General features: G+C 27.7%; 24 protein-coding genes and 1 pseudogene. 3 read left to right on the top strand and 22 right to left on the bottom strand.

Features of this window, described 5'->3' with window-relative positions:
* Nucleotides 1–33: 33 nt before the first annotated feature.
* From hydF to I2A75_RS13375, 8 genes are all read right to left on the bottom strand, one after another.
* Entirely contained in the window at nucleotides 34–1,242 is a 1,209-nt protein-coding gene (gene hydF, locus I2A75_RS13410) for a [FeFe] hydrogenase H-cluster maturation GTPase HydF (protein ID WP_195265342.1), read from the bottom strand.
* Nucleotides 1,243–1,254: 12 nt separating this feature from the next.
* Nucleotides 1,255–2,631 (bottom strand): [FeFe] hydrogenase H-cluster radical SAM maturase HydG, encoded by a 1,377-nt coding sequence (gene hydG / locus I2A75_RS13405; RefSeq protein ID WP_195265340.1) that lies wholly within the window; start codon nucleotides 2,629–2,631, stop codon nucleotides 1,255–1,257.
* A gap of 25 nt (nucleotides 2,632–2,656) precedes the next feature.
* Complete coding sequence (hydE, locus tag I2A75_RS13400) at nucleotides 2,657–3,784, bottom strand: [FeFe] hydrogenase H-cluster radical SAM maturase HydE (protein WP_195265338.1); 1,128 nt, start codon at nucleotides 3,782–3,784, stop codon at nucleotides 2,657–2,659.
* An 80-nt stretch (nucleotides 3,785–3,864) separates the two neighbouring features.
* Entirely contained in the window at nucleotides 3,865–4,110 is a 246-nt protein-coding gene (locus I2A75_RS13395) for a TM1266 family iron-only hydrogenase system putative regulator (protein WP_195265336.1), read from the bottom strand.
* A gap of 561 nt (nucleotides 4,111–4,671) precedes the next feature.
* On the bottom strand, nucleotides 4,672–5,055 hold the full coding sequence (locus I2A75_RS13390) for an NUDIX domain-containing protein (protein WP_195265334.1): 384 nt from the start codon (nucleotides 5,053–5,055) through the stop codon (nucleotides 4,672–4,674).
* Nucleotides 5,056–5,202: 147 nt separating this feature from the next.
* The gene (locus tag I2A75_RS13385; RefSeq protein ID WP_195265332.1) at nucleotides 5,203–5,976 is read right to left on the bottom strand and encodes a YdcF family protein; all 774 of its coding nucleotides are present in this window, start codon (nucleotides 5,974–5,976) and stop codon (nucleotides 5,203–5,205) included.
* A gap of 282 nt (nucleotides 5,977–6,258) precedes the next feature.
* Nucleotides 6,259–6,396 carry a clostri-philic family protein gene (locus I2A75_RS13380; RefSeq protein ID WP_195265330.1) on the bottom strand — a complete coding sequence of 46 codons (138 nt, stop codon included), beginning with the start codon at nucleotides 6,394–6,396 and terminating at the stop codon, nucleotides 6,259–6,261.
* A 73-nt stretch (nucleotides 6,397–6,469) separates the two neighbouring features.
* Nucleotides 6,470–6,886 carry a DUF3785 family protein gene (locus tag I2A75_RS13375; RefSeq protein WP_195265328.1) on the bottom strand — a complete coding sequence of 139 codons (417 nt, stop codon included), beginning with the start codon at nucleotides 6,884–6,886 and terminating at the stop codon, nucleotides 6,470–6,472.
* Between the two features lie 163 nt (nucleotides 6,887–7,049).
* On the opposite strand from I2A75_RS13375, the gene I2A75_RS13370 reads away from it, so the two are divergent.
* Entirely contained in the window at nucleotides 7,050–8,366 is a 1,317-nt protein-coding gene (locus tag I2A75_RS13370; RefSeq protein WP_195265326.1) for an MATE family efflux transporter, read from the top strand.
* 84 nt (nucleotides 8,367–8,450) lie between these two features.
* On the opposite strand, the gene I2A75_RS13365 is transcribed toward I2A75_RS13370, so the two are convergent.
* Complete coding sequence (locus I2A75_RS13365; protein ID WP_195265324.1) at nucleotides 8,451–10,208, bottom strand: DEAD/DEAH box helicase; 1,758 nt, start codon at nucleotides 10,206–10,208, stop codon at nucleotides 8,451–8,453.
* 338 nt (nucleotides 10,209–10,546) lie between these two features.
* Between I2A75_RS13365 and I2A75_RS13360 the strand changes: the two genes are divergently transcribed.
* Nucleotides 10,547–11,101: a hypothetical protein gene (locus I2A75_RS13360; protein WP_195265322.1), complete on the top strand. Its 555-nt coding sequence runs from the start codon at nucleotides 10,547–10,549 to the stop codon at nucleotides 11,099–11,101.
* 34 nt (nucleotides 11,102–11,135) lie between these two features.
* On the opposite strand, the gene I2A75_RS13355 is transcribed toward I2A75_RS13360, so the two are convergent.
* The 7 genes from I2A75_RS13355 to I2A75_RS13325 form a co-directional block, all read right to left on the bottom strand.
* Nucleotides 11,136–12,062 (bottom strand): patatin-like phospholipase family protein, encoded by a 927-nt coding sequence (locus tag I2A75_RS13355; protein WP_195265320.1) that lies wholly within the window; start codon nucleotides 12,060–12,062, stop codon nucleotides 11,136–11,138.
* A 220-nt stretch (nucleotides 12,063–12,282) separates the two neighbouring features.
* Nucleotides 12,283–12,639 carry a 50S ribosomal protein L20 gene (rplT, locus tag I2A75_RS13350; RefSeq protein WP_195265319.1) on the bottom strand — a complete coding sequence of 119 codons (357 nt, stop codon included), beginning with the start codon at nucleotides 12,637–12,639 and terminating at the stop codon, nucleotides 12,283–12,285.
* Between the two features lie 26 nt (nucleotides 12,640–12,665).
* The gene (gene rpmI, locus I2A75_RS13345; protein WP_195265317.1) at nucleotides 12,666–12,863 is read right to left on the bottom strand and encodes a 50S ribosomal protein L35; all 198 of its coding nucleotides are present in this window, start codon (nucleotides 12,861–12,863) and stop codon (nucleotides 12,666–12,668) included.
* 20 nt (nucleotides 12,864–12,883) lie between these two features.
* Nucleotides 12,884–13,396 carry a translation initiation factor IF-3 gene (infC, locus tag I2A75_RS13340; RefSeq protein ID WP_195265418.1) on the bottom strand — a complete coding sequence of 171 codons (513 nt, stop codon included), beginning with the start codon at nucleotides 13,394–13,396 and terminating at the stop codon, nucleotides 12,884–12,886.
* 364 nt (nucleotides 13,397–13,760) lie between these two features.
* Nucleotides 13,761–14,075: a rhodanese-like domain-containing protein gene (locus I2A75_RS13335; RefSeq protein WP_195265315.1), complete on the bottom strand. Its 315-nt coding sequence runs from the start codon at nucleotides 14,073–14,075 to the stop codon at nucleotides 13,761–13,763.
* A 163-nt stretch (nucleotides 14,076–14,238) separates the two neighbouring features.
* Nucleotides 14,239–15,540, bottom strand: a complete 1,302-nt coding sequence (locus I2A75_RS13330) for a homoserine dehydrogenase (protein ID WP_195265313.1) — start codon at nucleotides 15,538–15,540, stop codon at nucleotides 14,239–14,241.
* A gap of 146 nt (nucleotides 15,541–15,686) precedes the next feature.
* Nucleotides 15,687–17,048, bottom strand: a complete 1,362-nt coding sequence (locus tag I2A75_RS13325; RefSeq protein ID WP_195265311.1) for a PTS transporter subunit EIIC — start codon at nucleotides 17,046–17,048, stop codon at nucleotides 15,687–15,689.
* Nucleotides 17,049–17,386: 338 nt separating this feature from the next.
* Between I2A75_RS13325 and I2A75_RS13320 the strand changes: the two genes are divergently transcribed.
* Complete coding sequence (locus I2A75_RS13320) at nucleotides 17,387–18,073, top strand: GntR family transcriptional regulator (protein ID WP_195265308.1); 687 nt, start codon at nucleotides 17,387–17,389, stop codon at nucleotides 18,071–18,073.
* Nucleotides 18,074–18,157: 84 nt separating this feature from the next.
* On the opposite strand, the gene uxaC is transcribed toward I2A75_RS13320, so the two are convergent.
* The 6 genes and pseudogenes from uxaC to I2A75_RS18010 all read right to left on the bottom strand — a co-directional run.
* The gene (gene uxaC, locus I2A75_RS13315) at nucleotides 18,158–19,573 is read right to left on the bottom strand and encodes a glucuronate isomerase (RefSeq protein WP_195265306.1); all 1,416 of its coding nucleotides are present in this window, start codon (nucleotides 19,571–19,573) and stop codon (nucleotides 18,158–18,160) included.
* A gap of 96 nt (nucleotides 19,574–19,669) precedes the next feature.
* Nucleotides 19,670–21,283, bottom strand: a complete 1,614-nt coding sequence (locus I2A75_RS13310) for a mannitol dehydrogenase family protein (protein WP_195265304.1) — start codon at nucleotides 21,281–21,283, stop codon at nucleotides 19,670–19,672.
* Between the two features lie 111 nt (nucleotides 21,284–21,394).
* The gene (gene eda / locus I2A75_RS13305; RefSeq protein WP_195265302.1) at nucleotides 21,395–22,045 is read right to left on the bottom strand and encodes a bifunctional 4-hydroxy-2-oxoglutarate aldolase/2-dehydro-3-deoxy-phosphogluconate aldolase; all 651 of its coding nucleotides are present in this window, start codon (nucleotides 22,043–22,045) and stop codon (nucleotides 21,395–21,397) included.
* A gap of 30 nt (nucleotides 22,046–22,075) precedes the next feature.
* Nucleotides 22,076–23,134 carry a sugar kinase gene (locus I2A75_RS13300; RefSeq protein ID WP_207733827.1) on the bottom strand — a complete coding sequence of 353 codons (1,059 nt, stop codon included), beginning with the start codon at nucleotides 23,132–23,134 and terminating at the stop codon, nucleotides 22,076–22,078.
* Complete coding sequence (gene uxuA, locus I2A75_RS13295) at nucleotides 23,095–24,171, bottom strand: mannonate dehydratase (RefSeq protein ID WP_195265300.1); 1,077 nt, start codon at nucleotides 24,169–24,171, stop codon at nucleotides 23,095–23,097. Before uxuA ends, I2A75_RS13300 begins: the two co-directional genes overlap by 40 nt.
* A gap of 202 nt (nucleotides 24,172–24,373) precedes the next feature.
* Nucleotides 24,374–24,487: pseudogene (locus I2A75_RS18010) on the bottom strand (ABC transporter permease); the annotation flags it as partial.

The following is a 24,487-nucleotide window of genomic DNA, read 5'->3' as shown; positions in this document are numbered from 1 at the left end:
TATCCCCCTTTTTTCCTTTGTTAATTTAAGCTTCTACATTATATCATCATTTTTAATATTAAACAAAGACAGGCTTCTTTCTAATATTCCATTTAAATATGCTAATACAATACCATAATTAGTTATTGGAACATTTTTTTCCTTACATTGCTTTACTCTATTAATTACAGTTTTTCTATTTATCATACATGCTCCGCAATGAATTATCAAATCATATTTATCTATATCTTCAGGGAAGTCATGGAAAATACTATAATCATATGTTAAATCAGCACCAACATATTTGTTTAATAGCTTAGGAATTTTAACTCTTCCAATATCTTCATGTGAAACATTATGAGTACAGCTTTCTGCAAATAAAATTCTTGAGTTCTTATTTAAATCTTTGATTTTTAAAGCACCTTTTATAAACTCTTCGAAATCTCCCTTTTGTCTTGCAAATAGCATTGAAAAACTTGTAAGCTTAATATTTTTAGGAACAATTTTATCAACTTCTTTAAATGCTTGAGAATCTGTTATTACTAAATCTACATCCTTTAATTCTTCAAGTGCACTTTCAAGCTCTGTATCTCTTACAACGTAGCTCTTTATACCGTGATCTAAGCAATCTCTTATACATTGTACTTGAGGTAAAATTATTCTTCCTTTAGGAGCTTCTGAATCTATCGGTACAACCAATATAACTTTACTATTATAAGGAAGTAAATCTCCTACTATCGGTAGTTCTTCCTCTTCTTCTTTTAAAATTTCTATAAGTTTCTCCTTTAGTAATTCAATTCCTTCACCTGTATTTGAGGATAAAAATATCGAATCTTTAAATTTAGTTTGTAATTCTTCTAAGATATTTTCATTAACACTATCAGATTTATTTATAACAACTACATAAGGTATATTATATTTTTTAAAATTTCTTTTAGCTTCTTTAAATTCTTCTAAATCAATATCATTAATATCAAAAAGATAAATTGCTACATCAGTTCTTTTAAGTATATCTAGAGTTCTTTTAACTCTTACTTCTCCAAGTTCACTTTTGTCTCCAAATCCAGCTGTATCTATAATTAAAACTGGTCCAACTGGTATAAGCTCCATAGCTTTTTGTACTGGATCTGTAGTTGTTCCTTCTTTTTCAGATACAAGCGAAACTTCTTGTCCTAAAAATCTATTTATCAAAGATGACTTTCCTGCATTTGTCTTTCCAAAAACAGCTATATGTTTTCTATTAGCATTTGGTGTTGAATTCATACAGTTATCCTCCTATAGATATAAATCTCTTTCTCCATCTCTAAGTCTTTCTAAGTTTTTATCTAAAAGCTCTTTTATGTCATCTCTCTTTATTCTTTCTCTCTCAGTTTTTATAACAGCTTCAGCTTTTTCTAATATTTCCTTATCACCATAATCTATAGCAAATTCTAAAAGAGTTGTCATTGCATTAGGCTCACACACATTTTGAATTTCACCACTCTTTGCAAGCTTCATAAACCTTTCACCAGTTCTTCCTCTTCTATAGCATGCTGTACAATAGCTTGGTATATATCCATCATCTAAAACAGATTTTATTACTTCTAATGGAGTTCTATCATCTGATGTCTTAAATTGAAGAGTTTCTGTACCCTCTTCCCTTTCCTTATATCCCCCAACTCCAGTACTTGAACCTGCACTGATTTGAGATACACCACATCTTAATAGCTCTCTTCTCATTTCTGCTGTTTCTCTTGTTGACATTATAATTCCTGTAAATGGTACAGCTATTCTTATAATTGCAACTAACTTTTTAAACATTTCATCATCTACTAAATTAGGGAACTCTTGTAGTGTTACCCCTGAAGCTGGCTTTAATCTTGGCATTGAAATTGTATGGAATCCAACTCCATATTTTTCTTCTAAGTGTCTATTATGCATCATAAGTCCTATTACTTCAAATTTAGGATCAGCTAGTCCAAATAATACTCCTGCTCCTACATCATCTATTCCTGCTTCCATTGCTCTATCAAATGCAGTTAAATGGTAATTATAATCTCCTTTTAATGATTTTGGATGCATTTTATCATAAGTTGGTTTATGGTATGTCTCTTGGAATAATATATAAGTACCTATTTTAGCTTCTTTTAGTCTTTTATATTCTTCTACAGTTGTTGCAGCTATATTAACATTAACTCTTCTAATTTCTCCATTATCATTTTGAGTTTTATAAATAGTATCTAAGCATTCTAATACGTAGTCTATTGGTGCATTAACTGGATCTTCCCCAAGTTCTAATGCTAATCTCTTATGTCCCATTTTTTCTAATATTTTAACTTCTTCAGCTACTTCTTCCATAGTTAATTTTCTTCTTCCAAAGTCATTACTTCTTTTATATCCACAATAAACACAATTATTTACGCAATAATCGCTAACATATAACGGTGCAAAAATTACTACTCTTTTACCATAAATTGAATCCTTAATTTCCCCTGCTAATTTGTATATTTCTTTTAAATCTTCTTTATCCTCTACTTGAAGAAGAACTGCTATATCTTCATAAGATAATCCCGCTCTTTTTTTAGCCTTTTCTAAAACAGCCTTTATATCCTTACTTGTTGCTCCCTTTGCTTCTTCTAAAATTCTTTCAATATACTCATGATCAATAAACATATAAAACACCCCTATAATCTATAAATTATTTATTCAATTTAATTATTTGTATATTTTCGCATTGGATTCTATTATCGATAACTTCAGTAAATTTATTAGCATTTTCTTTTCTCCATGCTACATTATCTCCTCTTGTTACCTCAACCTTAAATCCAGCTTTATTTATCCTCCCCTCTATGCATTTTCTGCATTCTGCTGCCTCATCTCCAGTACATATTTTGCCATCATAAAGTGAATACTTTTCTCTGACACTTGTTGGCGAGAGATTTGGCATAACCACATTTCCTCCTGCTTTAATTCCCTTTTCTCTACCTGTTGGATCAATACTTCCAAGAGCTGTAGTAGAAGGTAATAAAACATTTGGTAATAAAAGTCTTACTAAAGCTAGCATTGTAGTAGTTTTCTCAACAGTTCCTGCCTTTTCATCCTTTAGTGGAGTATCCTTATGAGGTATAAACGGCCCAATTCCACACATGTGTGGTTCTAGCTCTTTAACAAATAATAAATCGTTAACTAAATCTTTATTTGTTTGTTCTGGAAGCTCAACCATAAAGCCTGCTCCTATTTGATATCCTATTTCTTTTAAATTTCTTAAGCACTGTCTTCTTTCTTCAAAGCTAGCTCCTGGATGTAATTTTTCATAAAGTTCTTTAGTAGCTGTTTCATGTCTTAATAAATATCTATCAGCTCCTGCTTCATACATTTTTTTATATGAATCATAGCTTCTTTCCCCTAACGATAAGGTTATAGCATTGTTTGGATATTTATTTTTTATCATCTTTATTATTTCTACCATTCTTTCATCAGTAAAGTAGTCATCTTCTCCACCTTGAAGTACATAAGTTTTATATCCAAGTCTATCTCCAATATCCACGCATTCCATAATATCTTCCATTGTAAGTCTATATCTATCAGCATCTTTATTACTTCTTCTTATGCCGCAATATACACAGTTTTTTTTACAAAAGTTTGTAAATTCAATAAGTCCCCTCATATAGACTTTATCTCCATAAGTTTTCATTCTAGTTTCATGTGCTTTCTGTACTAGATAAACCTTATCATCTTCACTTAAATTATCTAATAAAAATAATAACTCCTCTCCACTAGCATTGTTAAAGTTATAAAGCTTGTCTATAATACTTTTAACTTGCATATACACTCCTCCAAATGATATTTATATCACTATTTGCAATAAATTTATGTTTAGCTATGTACTTATAATTATTTTTCTTATTACATCTCTTTTTTACTAATTGCTGTTTTAACTGTAACTCCTTCAATGTTTCCAAGCTTTCCTGTTAAACTATTAATTTCATTTAAATCACCTGTAACAACTATAGATATAATTGATATGCCATCTTCTAATGGTATTCCCATCCTTCCCCTAATGTTTCCTCTAAAACTTGCAACAACTTCATTAAATTCAGCATTACACTTACTTGGTTCTTCTAATATTGCACTTATTACACCTATCTTCATATCTTATCCCCCTATTTTTTATTGCTACTTTAACATTATCATGCTAGATTAACAATAATTCATTTTACATACAGATCTTTACATAATAAATTAATATATTTCCTCAAGATTGGTATACTAAAACATTGTATAATTACATTCTTTAAAGTTTAAGTTTCATATTTTCTTATATATTAAAAAGAGCCTATTTTCTTAAATACAAAGAAAATAGGCTTATTATATTAATAATAAAAATTACAGTAGTTTAGAGCAAAACAAAATAAACTAAGCTTGCAACTTAATTTTATAATTTTTATTATTAATATACTATTTACTATTCTCTTTCAAATCAGATTTCTCTTTTTTGTTAGATAATAACTACTTATTTTAAATGAATATTTCAACATATGAATAAAGATCTTCTCTAAACAAATGAACCAATATTCACCTTTCTATTTATATGATAATTATTTAACTTTATGATGTCAATAGCTCTAATTTTATGCAATACTAAAGTTATACTTTCTTTACATTAAAAATAAGAGCTATATTAATCAACATAGCTCAATTTTTCATCAAATTTTATATATTAATATACATTAAAATTTTTTCTTTTTCTCCTGGTGCTAAATCACAGTCATCGACTTCATTTATGCTTAACCATTTACCATCAACTATATCATTTCCATATGTTACTCTCTCTTTAAGTTCTCCTTTGTAAACTGCACACAACTCATCTCTCTCTTTATTTAAAACTTCCCCTATTCTTTCTAAATTAAATATTATAGATTTTAAATCTTCTTTTACAGCTCTTGAAACACATTTTTCTTCTGATTCTTTTCCTCTTACTTTTTTACCAACACTATACCAAAGTTTTGGTTCATTTTTTTTAGTCTTTCTTTGAACAACAAATACGTTGTTAAAATCATCTTTAATTATTATTGAGCACTCTGTAACTTTAGCCATTAACGTTTCCCCCTTAAGCCTAACTCTTTATGTTTGTATTAATATTTTATTAAAGGTGATATAAAAATTACTCTAAGAATCATATTAATATTCTACCTCTATTATTCTACAAAAACCGAGATTTACCTTTAGATATTTTTACAAAATTTATTTTTTTATATCTATCAAATATGACTTTATTATAGCTAAAAATTCTCTAGAATACATAACAGGAATTAGGACTGGAAGCGTGCTATTTGTATAAAAGCTGATATTACTATATCCTAACTTTTTAGCTATCATGTTACTTCTAAATGCATGAAAATCTGATGTTATTATCTTTACATTTATATCTACTATATTCTTCTTTGTACAATCTTCCAATACTTCTTTTGAAAATATTAAATTTTCGTTTGTACTTGTAGATTTATCTTCCATTATTATTGATTCTTCTTTTATCCCATTATCCACCAAATACTTTTTCATTGCTTGTGCTTCTGATATATCTTCCCCTCTTCCTTGTCCTCCAGAAACTATTATTTGAACTTCTTTATCTTGATTATTAACATACTCAATAGTTTTATCTAACCTTTGCATTAATGTAAGACTAGGCTTTTCTCCTTTAATACCAGCTCCGAGAACTATAACATAATCTGAATAGATTTTATTATTTTTAGGGAATATAACTATTGCACTTTCTATTATTATAAAAATTAATAATATTATTGCTATAAAGTACCTTATAATATTAAACATTCCTTTAATACTTTTTCTTCTATTAATAAATTGTTTCATTTTTTCTTTTGTATAGTGATAAATAATTAGAATAATTCCAATTCCTAAAAATACTTCACTGAAACTAATCTTCCCAAAGATTAAATTAATACTTATAGAATATATAACTATGAATATTCCAATTATTAAATCTATTTTCTTAATCATTACCTACTCCTTTCAATTTAGAAATTATTTTATAATGATACTTTAATTTATATATTTATTTATGAATTATACCTTTATATGAATATCTAACTTTATAGTATCACATTTATCGCCCTTCATGCCCAATTAATCCCAATTTTAATTTATTTTTAAGTATTAAATAAAATTTTTCATTCATCAGAAAATAATAACTTTATGTAATATTTTTAGAAGATTAACTTTGTATGATTTTCGAACATAAAAAAGATAGGTAAGATTAATCTTACCCATCTTAAAGTTAAACTATTTTATTGGATTGCCATCAAAATCTGTGTATTCAGCTCTATTTTCATCATTGCCTACATTATCTTGATTCTTATGTAACTTTTGTCTTCTTGTACCTTTTTGCAAAGGATTTATATCTTTCTCATTCTTTGGCATATAAAACACATCCTTTCAAAAGTATTTTATACCCTAAATAAAATTTAATACATCAAATATTTTACTTTATATATTAAAGCTCAAATTCTTCGATTTCCACAGAATATGTCCCACAATTTTTACAAACTATAACTGTAACTAAATAACTTTTATCAACTATTCCTTCTCTATTTAATCTAGTGAAAGATTTTTTTCCGTACTCATTATCGATACTACTTGTCACAAATTTATTATCTTTTCCATATGCATAAAAATAGAACTCTAAAAAGTCAAAAACCTTCTTTTTTTCTTCCTTTCCAGCTTTGCAATTACTGCAACAACTTTCATAATATGCATTTTGAAAATCTACTTCATCACTATTTGAAAGTAGTTCCAATACCTTTTCTGCATCAATTTCCTCTAGTTCTTCATTTTCATCATTTGCAAAGTACTCTAAATTATCTTCTCCTAAAGTATATTCTTTTTCATCAAATTTGAATTTATATACCATTTATATCTTCCTTTCAACATTAAAAGTTTTATTTTACTTCCTTAAGCTATTCTAAGACTAATCTTAATTAAATGCTAGCAATTTGTAATATTATTTAATTAAAGATATAATCTTTATGTTAGTTTATATATTATATCATAATTAGACAGTAAAGGAGAGTCAAATGGATAGCAATCTATCTTTAAAAAGACAATTTTTTAAGTACTTAGTTCCATCAGTTACTGCAATGTGGATATTTTCATTATATACAATGGTAGATGGTATTTTTGTTAGTAGAGGTGTTGGAGAAACTGCCCTTGCAGCAGTGAATATAGCAATGCCTTTTATAAACTTTATATTTGCAATTTCTATGTTATTTTCAACTGGAGTTTCCACCATAATTTCTATTTATATTGGAAAAAATAATATTAAAAAGGCCAATGAGTTTTTTTCTTTTAATTTATTTTGTATGCTTACTGTATCACTACTTATAACTTTAATATGCTTATTAAATTTAGATAAGATATCTTTATTCCTAGGCGCTACTGAAAATACTCTCAATCTAGTAAAAGATTATTTAAAAATAATTATAAGCTTCAATGGATTTTTCATAATTTCTTATTGTTTAGAAGTATTAACAAAAGCTGATGGCTATCCTTATCTTGCAATAATAGGTATGATTATTTCTGCGTTTACTAATATAATATTGGACTTTTTATTTGTTATTGTCTTAGATTTTGGTATTAAGGGTGCTGCATATGCGACTATTATTTCTCAAGGAGTATCTTTTATATTCTTTTTATCACATTTTATGAGTAAAAAATCTAAACTAAGTTTAACTAAATTCAAGTTTAAAGTAAAATACCTAAAAAGAATATTATCTATTGGATTTCCAGATGCAATAACAGAACTTACTTCTGGTATTGTTATACTTCTTTTTAATCAAACTATATTGAAATATATAGGAGAAAATGGAATCGTTACATATAGTATAATTTGTTACGTAAATACTTTAGTAATAATGACTATGATAGCAATAACACAAGGAATACAACCATTGTGTAGTTATTATTATGGAAAAGAAGAATTTAAAACAATAAAAAAATTAATAAAAATGAGCATAAAAGCTATTTCTATATCATCTGCTGCAATATTTATAATTTGCATGGTTTTTGCTAAAGAAATTGTTTATATATTTATAAAGAATTCTTCATCATCTTTATTTACATATTCAATTTCAGCATTTCGTTTATTTTCTTGCGCATTTTTAGTTCTTGGCTTTAATGTATTAATTTCTGGATATTTTGCTTCTATAGAGGAAGCATTTAAAGCAACTATGATATCTATATCTAGAGGACTTATTTTTATTTCCTTATCTTTATTTTCCTTATCATTTTATTTTGGTGATACTGGAATATGGATTGCAACTTTAATTTCAGAATTGATTTGTCTTTTATTATCTTTATATTTATTATTAAGAAGAAATAAGATAGCAACTTAATTTAAACATAAAAATAAGATAGCAACTTAATTTAAACATAAAAAGAAGATAGTTGAAATTTTTTCTCATCTATCTTCTTAGTACTTAAATTCTTATCAATATTTCATTAATATCTTCACTTACCTTAAGTCTTTCCTCATGAATCCATTTGAAATCAAATTCTAAATTAAATACCTTGCAAAATGAATAGTACATATTTATCCTTTGATAATAGCATTCAAGCTCATCTAAATTTCCCCTAAAACATTGAGGTCTACTTATTACTTTATTTTTCAACACAAATAATTCCTCAACATAATCTAAAAATGAATTCATAAGCTCATCTTTTGATATATCGAATGGTATTTTTAATAATTCCCATTGTATTTCTTCCTTCAATTTATATTTTTTAATACTATCTAATATAATTAAATATTCATTTATATCCATTTTTCTATAATAATCTATTGATTCTTCTCTTGTTGCCCATAAAGCTAGTTTTTCATTTAGTGGAAGATTTTTAATGTTTAAAATAGCTTCTGATGGTCCTAAAACAGCTGCATTTATTATTTTATCATTTTCTTCAAGCTTTTCTTTTATAAACTTTTGATTATCTCTTACTGTAGCAACATAGCCAACTTCATAAATTCCTTTTCTTCCTGCTCTGCCTGCAACTTGTTTTACTTCTTGTGAAGTAAGATACCTAATTTCCTCTCCATCAAATTTTTGTATATCTAAAAATATTATTCTTTTTATAGGTAAATTAACTCCCATTCCTATAGCATCTGTTGTTATAAGAACTTTATTTTCCTTATTAATAAACATATCATATTGTTTTCTTCTTACCTCTGGTGGTAAATCTCCATATATTATACTAGCTTTTATTCCCATATCTGAATATTGCTCTGCTATTTGTAATACTTTTTTCTTAGAAAATACAACTATTGCATCTCCTTCTTCTGCATGATTGTAATTAAAATTACTTTCTTGAATTTCTAATGGAATACTTCTTTTATATTCTTTAAATTCATAATCATCATTACAATCTTTGATTATCTTTTCAACTATTCTCTTTGCATTCAATGCACCACAAATATGAATTTCATTACATCTAAGTCCAAGTAAGGCTCTTGTCCAAGCAGCTCCTCTTTGCGAATCATCTATCATTTGAATTTCATCTATAATAGCTATATCATATTCTTTTTTTAAATCTACTTTTTCTATTGTACAAGATGTATGAGTAGCTCCTTCTTTTAATATTTCTTCCTCTCCTGTTAACAAGTTACAAATAACTCCACTATTATTTAATTTTTCATAGTTTTCTAATGCAAGAATTCTAAGAGGAGATAAATAAACTCCATTTTTTGCTACTTTTAATCTTTCCATCGCCGTATAAGTTTTACCAGTATTGGTTTCACCTAGGTGTATATATATCTTTCTCTTAATATTTCTTGCTAACCTATATTCATCTTTGGGATTGTCTGGGAAGTTTTCTTCAAACTCCTTAGAAATTAACTTAGGAATATGCTGTCTTGTTAATACAGACATAAACCCTGAATTTATAAAGCTATTATAATTTCCCCTTATTACTTGGTAGAAATCAAAATCTGTATTATTCTTTTTATTATAATCATCTAATAATCGCTTAGATATATACTCTAAAAGCTCCTCATATCTTTCATTTATACTTGAAAAATCCTTAAATCCTTCACTTTCCATATCTTTAAGAAGTCTTATCTTTTTCCTTAAAGAAGATTCTTGTTCAATTAAAGCACCTACTTTCGAGTTATGAGCTATTTCCTCTATTTGATTAATCTGCGATTTTAACTTTTTAAACTCTCTTTGCATTGCATTCTTTTTCACATAATCACCTCTCGCCTTAAAATCCTGTTGTAAAAATCCCATTTATAAATTATAATAACTTGCTCTTTGATATATTTCTAGTTTATATTATTTTAGCAAATATTATTATATTTATTGTATCATATTTACTTTCTAACAAGTTTTATTAGCAATTTTTAAACCTTAGCTTATTATTTATTAATAATTACAATAAACTTTATATATTTTTATATTTTCTTAAGGATAAATTAAGCTTTATACTATATAATTTATATATATTTATTTAACCAACTTATTTTACGCTTTTATTTTGCTTATTATTTATTATTTAATATTTATTCGGGGGATGATTTTACAAAATGAAAAATAGAGATATTTATTTAGTCTTTTCAAATACTGGAACACTACTTTCAAAATGTATTAATTATTATACAAAAGATCCATATGTACATGTTTCCTTAAGCTTTGATAATTCATTCAAAAAAATGTATTCATTTGGACGAGTTTTCCCTCAAATTCCTTTTATAGGAGGATTAGTTGAAGAAGACTTAAAAGATGGTGTTTATAAAAGATTTGAAAATAGTAAATGTGTTATTTATAAGATTAGCATAGATGATGAACAATATAAATTATTAAATGAAGAATTAGAAAGCTTTTTAAAAGAACAAAAAAAATATAAGTATAGCTTATTAGGATTAATAGGTGTTGCTATTCAAAAACCAATTAAAAGAAATAATCACTATTTTTGTTCTGAGTTTATATCACATCTTTTAATAAAAAGTAATATTTATGACTCTGATAAAATTCCTGGGTTAACAAAACCAAGTGATTTACTTAATATAACTCATAAAGAGTTCATATATGAAGGATTAGCTTATGAATATAATAGCAAATATTCTAATTTGATGTATTGAAAAAAACTGAGAGTAATAATCTCAGTTTTTTAGTTTATGAACTTATGCTTATATCATCTTCTTTATTAGATTTAAATAGATCTTTTAAAAAATTATATATTTTAAATAACTTTGGAAAAGCTCTTTCTTCTTCTATCCTATTCTTAAATTCAGTCATCTTCATTATAGGCTCTAAAAGTGATATTGTATCTTCATATCCTTCTTTTATCCTATTCTTCTTTGCTGAATCATCTAAATTCAAAGTGCCATTTATCACACTTTCATTTAAATTCCTTGGATATATTTCTATAATCTTTGTATTTGGATATAATGATCTATCAATCCTTGCTTCTTTTGACAACATTACTACAATTATTATATCGCAACCTTCGCCATAAACAGGCTGGATAGGTGTATTATCCGAAATACCTCCATCTATATATTTACATCCAAACAATTCGGTTGGTTCATATATTAAAGGTAAAGATGCTGATGCTATAACAATTTCTTTTCCTATATCTTCTGTAAAATCATTTATTTTAAAATATTTCACTTTAAAGTCTGGTAATTCAGTACAAGCCGCATAGCAAATCTTGTTATTACTTTTCATTAAGCTTATATCTAAATACTTATTTATTATCTCTTTTGCTCCATCTTTTGAAACTGCGCCTTCTTCTATCTTTTGACTCATATATTTTTTGGCTATATTTAGATTTTTCCCACCAAGTATGAGTCCAACTCCTTTTTTAAGTAATTCAAATTTACTAATAGGAATAAGCTTATCTATAGTTACTTCCTCCCATAGTGCTTCTGCATCTTTTATATTATTTTGTGCAAATAATACTGCATTAAAAGCTCCAATTGATGTTCCAGAAAATACTTCTATGTATTTATCAATCCTAAGTTCATTTAATGCCTTCCAAACCCCAAGCTCATATGCTCCTTTTCCTCCCCCTCCAGACAATACCAATCCTATTTTCATGTTGATCCCCTCTTTTTTAAAAGTTTGCAAATCTTATATCTATTATATAATTAATATTTAAATTTTGTTAATTATACTTTTTATTTAATTTTATGATGCAAATTTACTTTTATATTCTTCCCAAATTTTCCATTTTGATTCATTAAATTAATAACTATCATGATTATAATAAAAAAACACCTTAAAATTTTTATTTTAAGGTGTTTTTTAATAGTATAAACTATTTAATTGAGCTTTTTGCTAATTCAACTAAATCTGCAAAAGCTTTTGGATCGTTTATAGCTATTTCTGATAACATTTTTCTGTTCATATCAATTCCAGCTAATTTAATTCCGTTCATGAATTTTGAATATGAAAGTCCATTCATTCTTGAAGCAGCATTAATTCTTGCTATCCAAAGTCTTCTAAAATCTCTTTTCTTTAATCTTCTTCCAACATAAGCATTTCTTAAAGCTCTTATTACTGATTCATTAGCAGTTTTAAATAATCTGCTTTTTCCACCGTAGTAACCTTTTGCAAGCTTTAATACTTTTTTATGATTCTTACGAGCATTTACCGCTCTTTTAACTCTAGCCATGTTTAATCCTCCTAAAAACCTCTATATTATAGGTATGGTAATAATTTCTTCATTGCTTTTTCTTGAGTAGTTGAAACATAAGCACTTTTTCTTAAGTTTCTCTTTCTCTTAGAACTTTTCTTTGTTAATATATGACTCTTAAAAGCCTTAGCTCTTTTTAATTTTCCAGTTCCAGTTTTCTTAAATCTCTTTGCTGCACCTCTGTGGGTTTTCATTTTTGGCATGATACTTATCTCCTCTCAAGTTACGCTTTTTTAGGGCCTAAAACCATTGTCATATTTCTACCTTCATGCTTAGCAGGCTTTTCAACAACACAAACGTCTTCTAATTTAGAAACAAAGTTATCTAATATTTTTTGTCCAATATGTCCTAATTGTGCTTCTCTTCCTTTAAATCTAACAGTGATTTTAACTTTATCCCCGTCTAATAAAAACTTTCTAGCATTCTTTGCTTTTATTGCAATATCATTTTCTTCAATTGTAAGACTACATCTTATTTCTTTAAGAGTAGTTACTTTTTGCTTTTTCTTAGCTTCTTTTTCTTTCTTTGATTGCTCATAAATATACTTACCTAAATCCATTATTTTACATACTGGTGGATTAGCATTTGGAGAAATCATAACTAAATCTAATTCTTTCTCATCAGCAATTCTTTGAGCTTCCTTTGTTTGAAGTACACCTAATTGATTTCCTTCTGAATCAATCACTCTAACTTCCTTAACTCTTATATTTTCATTACAAGTAAAATCCTTACTTATACCAAGTCACCTCCAAAATTTTAAATACAAACACAACAAAAATAGAGGACATATTATGCCGCCCTCTAGTACTTATAAAAAACTAGTTAAAATAACTAGAAATTATTACAAACTACATTACCCTACTAAGCATTGCCGTAAGGTGAGAAACGGCAGTTTCTTCTTAAATCCATTACTTATTCTATCATTCTTTTTTTATCGTGTCAATCTTTTTACATTATTTATTATTTACAATTATATCATATATTATACTATATAACTTTTTATTTTTATATAGCACTTTATGTATTTATTTTTCCGTATAAATTTACATAACATCTGATAATAACCATATTATCTTCTTTTAATGCAATTATAATCTATACTACTCGATTTCTCCTGTATAATCTAAAATCCCTCCTCTTAAATTATATAAATTACTAAATCCTTCTTCCTCTAATATAGAGCAAGCAACACTACTTCTCATTCCTACCTTGCAATAAACTAAAATAGGCTTATCTTTATATCCTTCTATCTCATCTAGTTCCCACTCTAGTTCATCTACAGGTATATTTATAGAATTTATTATCTTTGATTCCTTAAATTCATTTGGTCTTCTTACATCTAATATTAATAAATCTTTTTTATCTTTAATTAACTTTTGAGCTTGCTCATTATTAATTGATTTTATATTACTCATATGTTTACCTCTTGTTTTTATTATTTTCTACTATTATAATCCTTAAATAATATCAGTACAACTTATTATATACAAGTAATTATTATCTATTTATAAATAAAAAAATAAAGGAGATTATAAAATATATTAACTAATATATTTTCTCTCCTAAATTCTATAATTATTAATTAAATTCTTCTATTCTTATTAAATTATTAATCTTATACACAGAGTTCAATTTGCATATACTATCTATAGATTCAATTATATTTTCTTCCTTAGTATAATGTGTAACTAAAACTAAAGTAACCTTATTTTCATTATCATTATCTATTCCTTTTTGTATAACTGAAAGTAAGCTGACATTCATCCCACCAAATACTGAAGTTATTTCACCTAAAACACCTGGTCTATCTTCTACTGTTAGCCTTATATAATATTTACTTGTTATCTCTCTTATACTCCCGATTTCTTTATCCCACAAATTATTTTTCACTACTGGATTTAGGTTGTCTATATCGATATTACTTCTTAATATTGATACAATATCAGATACTACTGCACTTCCTGTTGGTAAGTCTCCAGCACCTCTACCATAAAACATTAAGTCTCCTACAGCATTTCCTTTTATAAAAATTGCATTAAAAGAATCGTAAACATTTGCTAAGGGATGATTTTGTGGTATCATCGTTGGATGCACTCTTAGTTCAAGCCTTCCATCATTATCTTTAACTATAGCCAATAATTTTATTACCTTTTTGAATTCCCTAGCATACTGTATATCTATTGATTCAATATTTGTTATTCCTTCTCTATATACATTTTCAACTTCTATTTTAGTTCCAAATGCAAGAGAGGATAATATGGCTAATTTATATTGAGAATCAAATCCTTCAATATCTGATGTTGGATCTGCTTCAGCATATCCCATTTCTTGAGCCTGATGTAAAGCTTCATCAAAACTTAAATTATCAAATTCCATTTTTGTTAATATATAATTAGTTGTTCCATTTACTACTCCATATAGCCTTTCTACTTTATTAGCTGTTAAGCTCTCATTTATTCCATTTATTATTGGAATTCCACCTGCAACGCTAGCTTCATAGTTAAACATAACACCTTCACTATCAGCTTTTTCAAAAAGCTCATCCCCACCAGTAGCTAAAAGCATTTTATTTGCCGTAACAATATGTTTTTTTCTTTTCATAGATTCTATCATATATTCTCTAGCTGGTTCAATTCCACCCATTACTTCTACTACAATTTTAATTGAATCATCATTAATAATTTCATTAAAATCTGTTGTTAGAAGTTCTTTAGGTATATCTATAGATCTATCTTTTTCTAAATCTCTAACTAATATTTTTGCTACCTCTACCTCGTAACCTGATCTTTTCATAATTTCTTCTTTGTTTGAATTTAATATCATCCAGACGCCGCGTCCAACATTGCCTAGCCCCATTAAAGCAATTTTGACCTTTTTCATCTTAATTCCCCCTTATTTAGTTTGCTTATTGCTAATATATCTATTATACTAATTTATCCATATTTTTACTATTACTAGTTCTAATTTAAAAGAAAAAACTCATTCTGCATATATATGTAGAATGAGTTTAAAACTAAAGTTATTTATTAATCTATTGGATCATCAAAACCTAGTAACGCAGTAAAGAAATATCCCGCTACATAAGAGACTAATACACCTATTAAGAAAACTAGCATTTTACCATCTGCTATTAGTAAAGCTAAAGGTAAACCTGAAACCCCTATAGCTACAGATCCAACTTTTAAAAAGGCCATTACAGCCCCACCAACTCCGGCACCTAAACATGCTCCTAAAAATGGCTTACCTAATGGTAATGTAACACCATAAATTAATGGCTCTCCTATTCCTAAAAAACCTGGAATCAATCCATTTTGAGCGGTTTTCTTTAATCTTTGATTTTTAGTTTTAACTACTACAGCAATAGTGGCACCAACCTGTGCCATACCTGCTGTTGCAAGTATAGGTAGCAGTACTGTATATCCTGCATTTGCTATTAAGTCAGCATGTATAGGTGTTAACGCTTGATGCATTCCTGTCATAACTAATGGTAAGAATAATGCCCCTGAAACTGCTCCTGAAAGAACAGAAACTATAGTATTATCAGAAGATATTGTTTGAGCTACTATAAACCCAATTCCATCCGAAATAAATCCACCAACTGGTTGTAAAATAAATAATGCTGCTAAAACTGATAATGATAATGTTATTAAAGGAGTTATAAATAAATCTAATACATCTGGAACAAATCTTCTACAAGCCTTTTCAATAAATACAGATAATAATACAACTAGTATAACAGAAATAATTCCACCTCTACCTGGAGTTAAAACTTTTCCAAATAAAGTTATATTCGCTAATGCTGAAGATGATAGTATTCCTCCTAAAACTCCACCCATCATTGGCATTTGTGAACCAAACTCTTTAGCTGCATTTACACCAACTAAGATAGACAATATTGAAAATACTCCATTTCCTATTAATCCTATAATTTGACCTGCTGATGTTGTCTTATATGAATCTCCAAATTGAACATTACATATATTGTTTACAGCTAGAACAAGCCCGCATGCTACAAATAGAGGAATTAAAGGAATAAATATATTTCCTAATTTTCTTAAAGCATTTTTTACTGGCGTATTATTTTTACTTTTCAAATTAGCTTTTGTAGCTTTTACAGCCTCATCACCAATTAACATTGATATTCCTGTTATTTTTCTTACTTCTTCTGCTACTTTAGCTGCCTTTCCAGGTCCATATATAACCTGAACTTGTCCATTTGACATAACAGCTCCTAAGGCACCATCAGTTTTTTTTATTTTTGCAATATCAACCATTTCAATATTCTCAAGTTCTAATCTGCATCGTGTCATACAATTATTAACTGATTTTATATTGTCTTTTCCACCAACTAGTTCTATTAGTTGCTTTGCAATTTCTTGATTTGTCATAAAAAATCACCCCTTATAAATAATAATATAATTCCTAGATTACCATGAAACTTTATTATTCTTCGTTCATATACCCCTCCTCTAAATTATCGATATTTAAAATTCCATCTTATGTTTTAAACCCACTATATTTATATGACCTTTATATTTGATATATAATAAATATTTAATATACTATTAGCTTTAAAAAATCATAAATCTAAACTTAATATACTAAACCCAATCAAAAATAATAAACACTTTTTATTTTGCAAATTAAATATGTTAATATTATAATGTTAACATTAATTATTTTAAGTAATTTTATAATACTAGTTAACAATTGGAGGACCATTTATATGCATATATCAGAAAAGCTACCTCAAGAAACTTCTAGAGAGTATGCTTATAGAGTCATATTAAATAACATTATTTCTTTAGATTTAAAACCTGGAACAATGGTTAGTGAAAATGAATTATCTTCACAGCTAGGTCTCTCAAGAACCCCTGTAAGAGAAGCAATGATTGAACTTTTCAGAATCAAATTAGTAGAAATTCTACCTCAAAGAGGAAGTAAAGTATCATTAGTTGATTATAATCTTGTTGAAGAAGCTAACTTCATGCGTCTAGCCTTAGAAACAGCTATTGTTGAGTATGCTTGTAACAATTGCAAATCAATAAACTTTGAGAAATTAGATGAAAATCTTAATTTACAAAAATTCTATATGAATCAAAATAATCCTGAAAAACTTTTAGAATTAGATAATTCTTTTCATAAAGAATTATTTAATCTATGTAATAAATCTCAATGCTATAATCTTATGAAAAGTATGAGCGCGCATTTTGACCGTGTTAGAAATATGAGTGCATATATGTTAAAGGATACTAATACTTATGAAGAACATGTACAACTACTTAATGCTATAAAAAATTCAAATAAAGATAAGGCTTTAGAAATTATTAAATCTCATTTAGAAAAATTTAGAATCCACGAAATTGAACTAAAAAAACTTCATCCTGAATATTTCGTAAATACGCCTATATAAAATACGTTATATAAAAAAGACAATCTTACCATTTAGTAAAATTGTCTTTTTAATAATAAGTTAAAAATTATAGATAAATGCTAATTATTTATTCTCTAATTTAAAATTAAAATATTCTATAGCATTTCTATAGGAAATATCTTTTGCAATATTAGCAATTCTATTTATATCATTAGGATACTCACCTTTTACAACCCAGTCTCCCAATAAATTACACAAAATTCTTCTAAAATATTCATGCCGTGTATATGAAAGAAAACTTCTTGAATCAGTTAACATCCCCACGAAGTTAGCTAATAGTCCGAAATTTGCTAAAGATATCATTTGCTGTTCTATACCTATTTTATGATCATTAAACCACCATGCTGCACCATGCTGCACCTTACTTTTTATACCTTCTTCTTGAAAACATCCAGCCAAAGAATCAATTATTGCATTATCATTGGGATTTAAGCTATATAAAATTGTTTTTGGTAATTCATTTGCACAATTTAATTCATCTAAAAATTTTATTAATTCATCTGCTGGAAAAACATTATCAATACAATCAAAGCCTGTATTGGGTCCCAAATTTTTATATGATATCTCATTATTATCTCGTCTTACTCCAAAATGCAGTTGCATTACCCAATTTAATTTATGATACTCCTTACCAGAAAACAATAAAAATGCTGTTTTAAATTGATGTTGCTCTTCCTTAGATATCTTTTCTCCTGATAATCTCCTTTGAAATATATTTTCAGCAGTTTTATAATCTACTTTTTTAAACATTACATAACTTAATCCATGATCACTAGTTTTACACCCCATACTATTAAAATATTCCATTTGCTTTTTTAAAGCAACCTTTAAATCATCAAAGGATTTAATTGCAATTTTAGTAACATTAGATAGTTTATCAATATAATCTAAATAATCATCTTTCTCTATATCCATTGCTTTATCTGGACGCCATGCTGGTATAACTTGAACGCCAAAGCCCTCATCTTCTAAAATCCTTTTATGCCAAATTAGGCTGTCAATCGGGTCATCAGTTGTGCATATAATTCTAACATTACTATTTTTAATTATGCTTTTTACACTCATTGAACTTTCTTGTAATTTTTTATTACATAAAGTCCAAACCTCCTCAGCAGTTTCTTTATTTAAACATCCATCATAGTCAAAATATCTTTTCAATTCTAAATGACTCCAATGATATAATGGATTACCAATTGCCTTTTCAAGAGTTTCTGCCCACTTTTGAAATTTCTCTCTATCACTTGCATTTCCAGTTATATATTTTTCTTCTACACCATTAGCACGCATTAATCGCCATTTATAATGATCTCCACCTAACCAAAGCTCTGTTATATTTTGAAATCTTTTATCTTCTGCTATTTCTTTTGAGTCTAAATGGCAATGATAATCAACAATTGGCATATCTTCTATATAATTATGATATAATTTTTTTGCCACATCAGAATTTAATAAAAAATCTTCATTCATAAATTGATCCATACACTTCCCCCCATATTGATATCTCATTAAATCTAAGCTTTATAGTAATCACCTTCAAAAAACTTGAGCAATATTTCTAAAAACAACTACTCGTATTTATACCAAATATCTTTCTAATGTTGTTTGAACAGCACCAGTATCACTTATCATTTCTTTAAAATATCTTTCAACTAAATCTCCTAACCCAACTTCGTATAAATCTACTCCAAAAATTAATTTATTCTCTAATATAGGCTTAATTTTTCCATGAATATCTAATTCATCTTCACTAATAGTTATCCCTGAGATATGCGGATAAAGCACATCTAACAGCGGATCTGGACTTAAGGTAAATGAATTTCCGTTATCATCAATTCCCATTAAGTATCTTAGCCATCCTGCAAATACTAGAGGTATATATAACAAATTATTAATTGGCATCCCCTTCCCTTTATATGCTTTTATTGTTTCACCAAATCTTATAGCTAATTTCTGTGATGTATCAGTTGCTATACGTTGAGGTGTATCAGGTAAAAAAGGATTAGAAATTCGTACATTTAAGACTTCATTAATAAAGTCCTTAGGGTTTATAATTTCTGGATCTACAACAACTGGAAGTCCTTCAATATACCCAATATTTTCAACTAATTTTCTAAGTATAGGGTTTTTCATTTCATCAGAAATCAAATTATAACCTAATAAACATCCGAAAATTGCAAGTGTTGTATGCAAAGGATTCAGGCATGTACAAACTTTCATTTTTTCCACCTTATCTACGGTACAACGATCAGTATATATAACTCCACCTTGCTCTAAATTTATTTTCCCATTTGGGAAATTATCTTCAATTACAAGATATTCAGATTCTTCAGCATTAACAAATGGAGCAACATATGTTTTTTTAGAAGTTATTATTTGTTCAATATCTTCAATTGAATCTCTTTTAAGAATTTCATGCACTAATTCATTTGGCCTAGGTGTAATTTTATCAATCATTGTCCATGGAAAAGAAACCTTATTTTTATCATTAACATATTTAACAAACTCTTTTTCAACAACTTTATTCTCTGTCCATGCAATTGCAAAGGCTGATATAGCTTGATACAATTTGTCTCCATTGTGAGAACAGTTATCCATACTTACCATCGCTATTGGAAGTTGTCCACTTTTAAAACGCTCATATAATAATGCAGTAACTTTTCCAATATAACTTTTAGGATTTGTAGGACCATTAATCATATCTTCTTGAACTAAAGGTAAAAGCATATTTTTTGCATCAACCAATAAATATCCCTTTTCCGTTATTGTAAAACTCACCATCTTTAAAGAAGGGTTAGAAAAAATTTCTTTTAATCTTTTGAAATCTTCTTTATTCTCAGTATCTAACTCAAGTGCTTCAGTAACACTACCTATAACTGTTTTTTCCAAAGTTCCATCTGATTTTAGAGTCATTAAAATACTATAATTATCGTGGGATTTATACATTTTGCTAATAATCTCGTAATCATAGCCTTCTGCAACAATTAACCCTTTATCTAAAATATTTTTGTTTAGTAGATTTTGAACAACATTTGCTTGGAAAGCTCTAAATATATTTCCTGCTCCAAAATGAATCCATTCAGGTGATTCTTTTGTTTTTTTAATAACCTTCTCCCTGTCATATTCAGGAAGCTTATAATTTTTATCCACCCATAATCGTTTATTTTTCAAACCTTCTTCATTTAATTTCATAAATTCCTCCGCTTATATAAAAGTTTAATTAAAAAGATTCCATGATAAACTTCTTAAGTCTAATAATATATTTCAAAACAGTCGCTTATTGTTTTTTCTAAATAAAATCTTTTAAAATAATAATTCTTTAATTCCAAAGATTGATGCTTTCATCATTGCCTTATGTGATAAACTTTCAATTTCCTCAAACTTTTTATATTTTAACAAATTCTCATTAACCATCCACGACCCACCACAAGCAATTACTTTATCATAATCCAAGTATTCTAATAAATTATCTTCAGTTATTCCACCTGTTGGCATGAACATCATTTCATAAAATGGAGCTGATAGAGCTTTAATTGCCTTTAGTCCACCAGAGGCTTCAGCTGGAAAAAATTTAATCACTTTTATCCCTAGGTTAGTTGCTCTCTGTATATCTGTTGCATTTGAACACCCTGGTATTGTAATTATTCCATTATCTTGACAAAATCTAATAACGTTTTCATCAAATCCAGGTGAAACAATAAACTTTGCCCCTGATTCAATAGCTTTTTTTGCTTGCTTAACATTAATAATTGTTCCAGCTCCAACAATCATATCCGGAAACTTTTTAAGCATTTTAATCATACACTCACATGCGGCTTCTGTTCTAAAAGTAATTTCTGCAATAGGTAAACCTGCATTACATAAAGCTTTTGCTAAGGGGATTGCATCTTCGACATTATCAAGTCTTACAACTGGAACTATTCTATATTCTTGTATTTTTTTTAAAATATCCATAATATCTCCTCTATTTATATAGCTTTTTACTCATCTTATAAGATACTCTTGACTATCTAACAGCGCTTTCACATCGCAAATTTTTTCATACATATTATCTCCCCTAATACAACACTTATATGTAGCGCTTGCCACACCTAAATTTATTGTATCATTAGGATTCATCTCATTTATTAGACCATATAGAGCACCTGCTACAAAAGCATCTCCACTCCCAACTCTGTCTAAGATTGGCGTTGTTAACAATTTAGATTCATAAAAATCATCAATCAAACAATATGCCTTATAACTATTTAATTGATTTATATCAATCTTACGATCTGTATGGAAAATACCTTTTAACTTAAATTTTTCTTTCAATATTTCCATTCTTCTTTTTATATCATAAACAGTTGCATTTTCTTTGTTAAACATTTCAAAATCTTCATTATACGTAAGTAAAGGCTCAATGCCAAAACAATAATCAACATCTTCAACAAATTCTGAAAACTTAATTTTAGCATCTTTAATGGATATCATTTTTCTTCTTAAATTAAGATCCATGCTTATAACTATATTTCTTTTTTTTGCTTCCATAATTAAAAATTCTAAAATTACTCTAACCTGCTGTGAAATAGATGCTGTAATTCCACTAAAGTGAAAATGAGTGATATTTTCGAATAGGCTATTTACATCAATTTGTTCCAACTGAATATCGTTTATACTGGTATTTTTTCTATCATAATAAATATTATTATTTTTCAAGCCATATCCTTCTTCTAAATAATAAAGTCCTATACGATTACCAACCCTGAAAATATTTCTTGTATCAATATTAAACATATTTAAATACTCGATTAACCCATCTCCCAAAGCGTCATTGGGTAATCCAGTTAAAATTTTAGTTTCAATACCAAATCCCTGCAAAGCTTTGGCTACATTAACCTCTGACCCACCATAATTTAAAGTTGCCATAACATTATCTCCTAGTTTACCATAATCCACAGGAGTTATTCTTATAAGTGGTTCCCCAAAGAATAATATTTTTTTCATATCAATATCCTTCTTTTCTATTGATCTTGTAATTTTTCTTTTTGAATTGCTTCCCACAAACCATTTAAGTAACAAGCACCCATAGCCCTATCATATAATCCGTAACCAGGCATAGATACTTCCCCCCAAACTGCTCTACCATGATCTGGACGAATAACACCATTAAAATTTATATCATCCAATGCTTTCATAATCTTATACATATCCATAGATCCATCACTTGAAAGGTGTGCAGCCTCCTCAAAATTTCTATAGCTGTTATATTTTAAATTTCTTACATGTGCAAACGGAATTCTTCCCTCTAGAGAATGTATAATATCGATAATATCATTTTCTGGGTTCGATCCTAAAGATCCTGTACATAGAGTTACTCCATTATATTTTGTATCTACCGCATTCATTAATTTCATTATTTTTTCTTTACTAGAAATAATTCTAGATAATCCAAAAACTGGCCAAGCAGGGTCATCGGGATGTATAGCCATATAAATATTATATTTCTCACAAGTAGGCATTATCCTTTTTAAAAAATAAACTAAATTATCAAACAATTTTGTTTCATCAACATCCTTATAAGCATCAAATAATTCTTTTATCTTATTCATACGTTCTGGTTCCCATCCTGGTAACATATATCCATTAGATTTACCTGTCAAAGAATCGAACATTTCAGTTGGATTTATCTTATCAATTACCTCCTGATCATATGCTAATACTGTTGAGCCGTCTGGTCTTTTTTTAGCTAAATCACTTCTTGTCCAATCAAATACAGGCATAAAATTATAACATACAATATGAATATCTTCTTTAGCAATATTCTCAAGACTTTTAATGTAATTATCAATATATATTTCTCTATCATCTCTTCCTATTTTAATTGAGTCATGAATATTTACACTTTCTATAGCACTAATTTTTAATCCTGCCTTTTCAACAAGATATTTCATATCTTTAATTTCATCTTGACTCCAAACTTCACCAGGTAACTTATTATATAATGAAGTAACAACACCTGTAACCCCTGGAATTTGCCTAATTTGTTCTAGTTGAACACTGTCTTGATTTGGTCCAAACCAACGCAATGTCATTTCCATATATACCCCTCCTAAAATTTACTTTCTAAATAAATAATATAACTTGCATACTAGTATGTCAATAAATCTTTAACTGTTTAGTATTATATTCACGGAATAAAAATTATAAATCCTTAATAAGTATAAAGAATAAAATACACATAATTAGTACTTCTTGAGATAATAAAAAAGGTAAAGAGTTAATCACTCTTTACCTTTTTTATTATCTCTTACCAGCGTCAAATGGTTCTCCAGATGCCTTTGGTGCTTGTGATGATTTAGAGAATAAAACTAACGCTATTAAAGTTACCACATATGGGAATATCTTTAATAATAC

The sequence above is a fragment of the Clostridium sp. 1001275B_160808_H3 genome, from assembly GCF_015550425.1.
Lineage (GTDB): Bacteria > Bacillota > Clostridia > Clostridiales > Clostridiaceae > Clostridium.
Note: the sequence above shows the minus strand (reverse complement) of the source record. Positions and strands in the feature narration are given on the sequence as shown.

What these genes read in the sequence shown, in the direction of transcription:
- hydF (WP_195265342.1), bottom strand. Translation starts at nt 1,242, where the DNA reads ATGAATTCAACACCAAATGCTAATAGAAAACATATAGCTGTTTTTGGA.
- hydG (WP_195265340.1), bottom strand. Translation starts at nt 2,631, where the DNA reads ATGTTTATTGATCATGAGTATATTGAAAGAATTTTAGAAGAAGCAAAG.
- hydE (WP_195265338.1), bottom strand. Translation starts at nt 3,784, where the DNA reads ATGCAAGTTAAAAGTATTATAGACAAGCTTTATAACTTTAACAATGCT.
- I2A75_RS13395 (WP_195265336.1), bottom strand. Translation starts at nt 4,110, where the DNA reads ATGAAGATAGGTGTAATAAGTGCAATATTAGAAGAACCAAGTAAGTGT.
- I2A75_RS13390 (WP_195265334.1), bottom strand. Translation starts at nt 5,055, where the DNA reads ATGGCTAAAGTTACAGAGTGCTCAATAATAATTAAAGATGATTTTAAC.
- I2A75_RS13385 (WP_195265332.1), bottom strand. Translation starts at nt 5,976, where the DNA reads ATGATTAAGAAAATAGATTTAATAATTGGAATATTCATAGTTATATAT.
- I2A75_RS13380 (WP_195265330.1), bottom strand. Translation starts at nt 6,396, where the DNA reads ATGCCAAAGAATGAGAAAGATATAAATCCTTTGCAAAAAGGTACAAGA.
- I2A75_RS13375 (WP_195265328.1), bottom strand. Translation starts at nt 6,886, where the DNA reads ATGGTATATAAATTCAAATTTGATGAAAAAGAATATACTTTAGGAGAA.
- I2A75_RS13370 (WP_195265326.1), top strand. Translation starts at nt 7,050, where the DNA reads ATGGATAGCAATCTATCTTTAAAAAGACAATTTTTTAAGTACTTAGTT.
- I2A75_RS13360 (WP_195265322.1), top strand. Translation starts at nt 10,547, where the DNA reads ATGAAAAATAGAGATATTTATTTAGTCTTTTCAAATACTGGAACACTA.
- I2A75_RS13355 (WP_195265320.1), bottom strand. Translation starts at nt 12,062, where the DNA reads ATGAAAATAGGATTGGTATTGTCTGGAGGGGGAGGAAAAGGAGCATAT.
- rplT (WP_195265319.1), bottom strand. Translation starts at nt 12,639, where the DNA reads ATGGCTAGAGTTAAAAGAGCGGTAAATGCTCGTAAGAATCATAAAAAA.
- rpmI (WP_195265317.1), bottom strand. Translation starts at nt 12,863, where the DNA reads ATGCCAAAAATGAAAACCCACAGAGGTGCAGCAAAGAGATTTAAGAAA.
- I2A75_RS13335 (WP_195265315.1), bottom strand. Translation starts at nt 14,075, where the DNA reads ATGAGTAATATAAAATCAATTAATAATGAGCAAGCTCAAAAGTTAATT.
- I2A75_RS13330 (WP_195265313.1), bottom strand. Translation starts at nt 15,540, where the DNA reads ATGAAAAAGGTCAAAATTGCTTTAATGGGGCTAGGCAATGTTGGACGC.
- I2A75_RS13325 (WP_195265311.1), bottom strand. Translation starts at nt 17,048, where the DNA reads ATGACAAATCAAGAAATTGCAAAGCAACTAATAGAACTAGTTGGTGGA.
- I2A75_RS13320 (WP_195265308.1), top strand. Translation starts at nt 17,387, where the DNA reads ATGCATATATCAGAAAAGCTACCTCAAGAAACTTCTAGAGAGTATGCT.
- uxaC (WP_195265306.1), bottom strand. Translation starts at nt 19,573, where the DNA reads ATGGATCAATTTATGAATGAAGATTTTTTATTAAATTCTGATGTGGCA.
- I2A75_RS13310 (WP_195265304.1), bottom strand. Translation starts at nt 21,283, where the DNA reads ATGAAATTAAATGAAGAAGGTTTGAAAAATAAACGATTATGGGTGGAT.
- eda (WP_195265302.1), bottom strand. Translation starts at nt 22,045, where the DNA reads ATGGATATTTTAAAAAAAATACAAGAATATAGAATAGTTCCAGTTGTA.
- uxuA (WP_195265300.1), bottom strand. Translation starts at nt 24,171, where the DNA reads ATGGAAATGACATTGCGTTGGTTTGGACCAAATCAAGACAGTGTTCAA.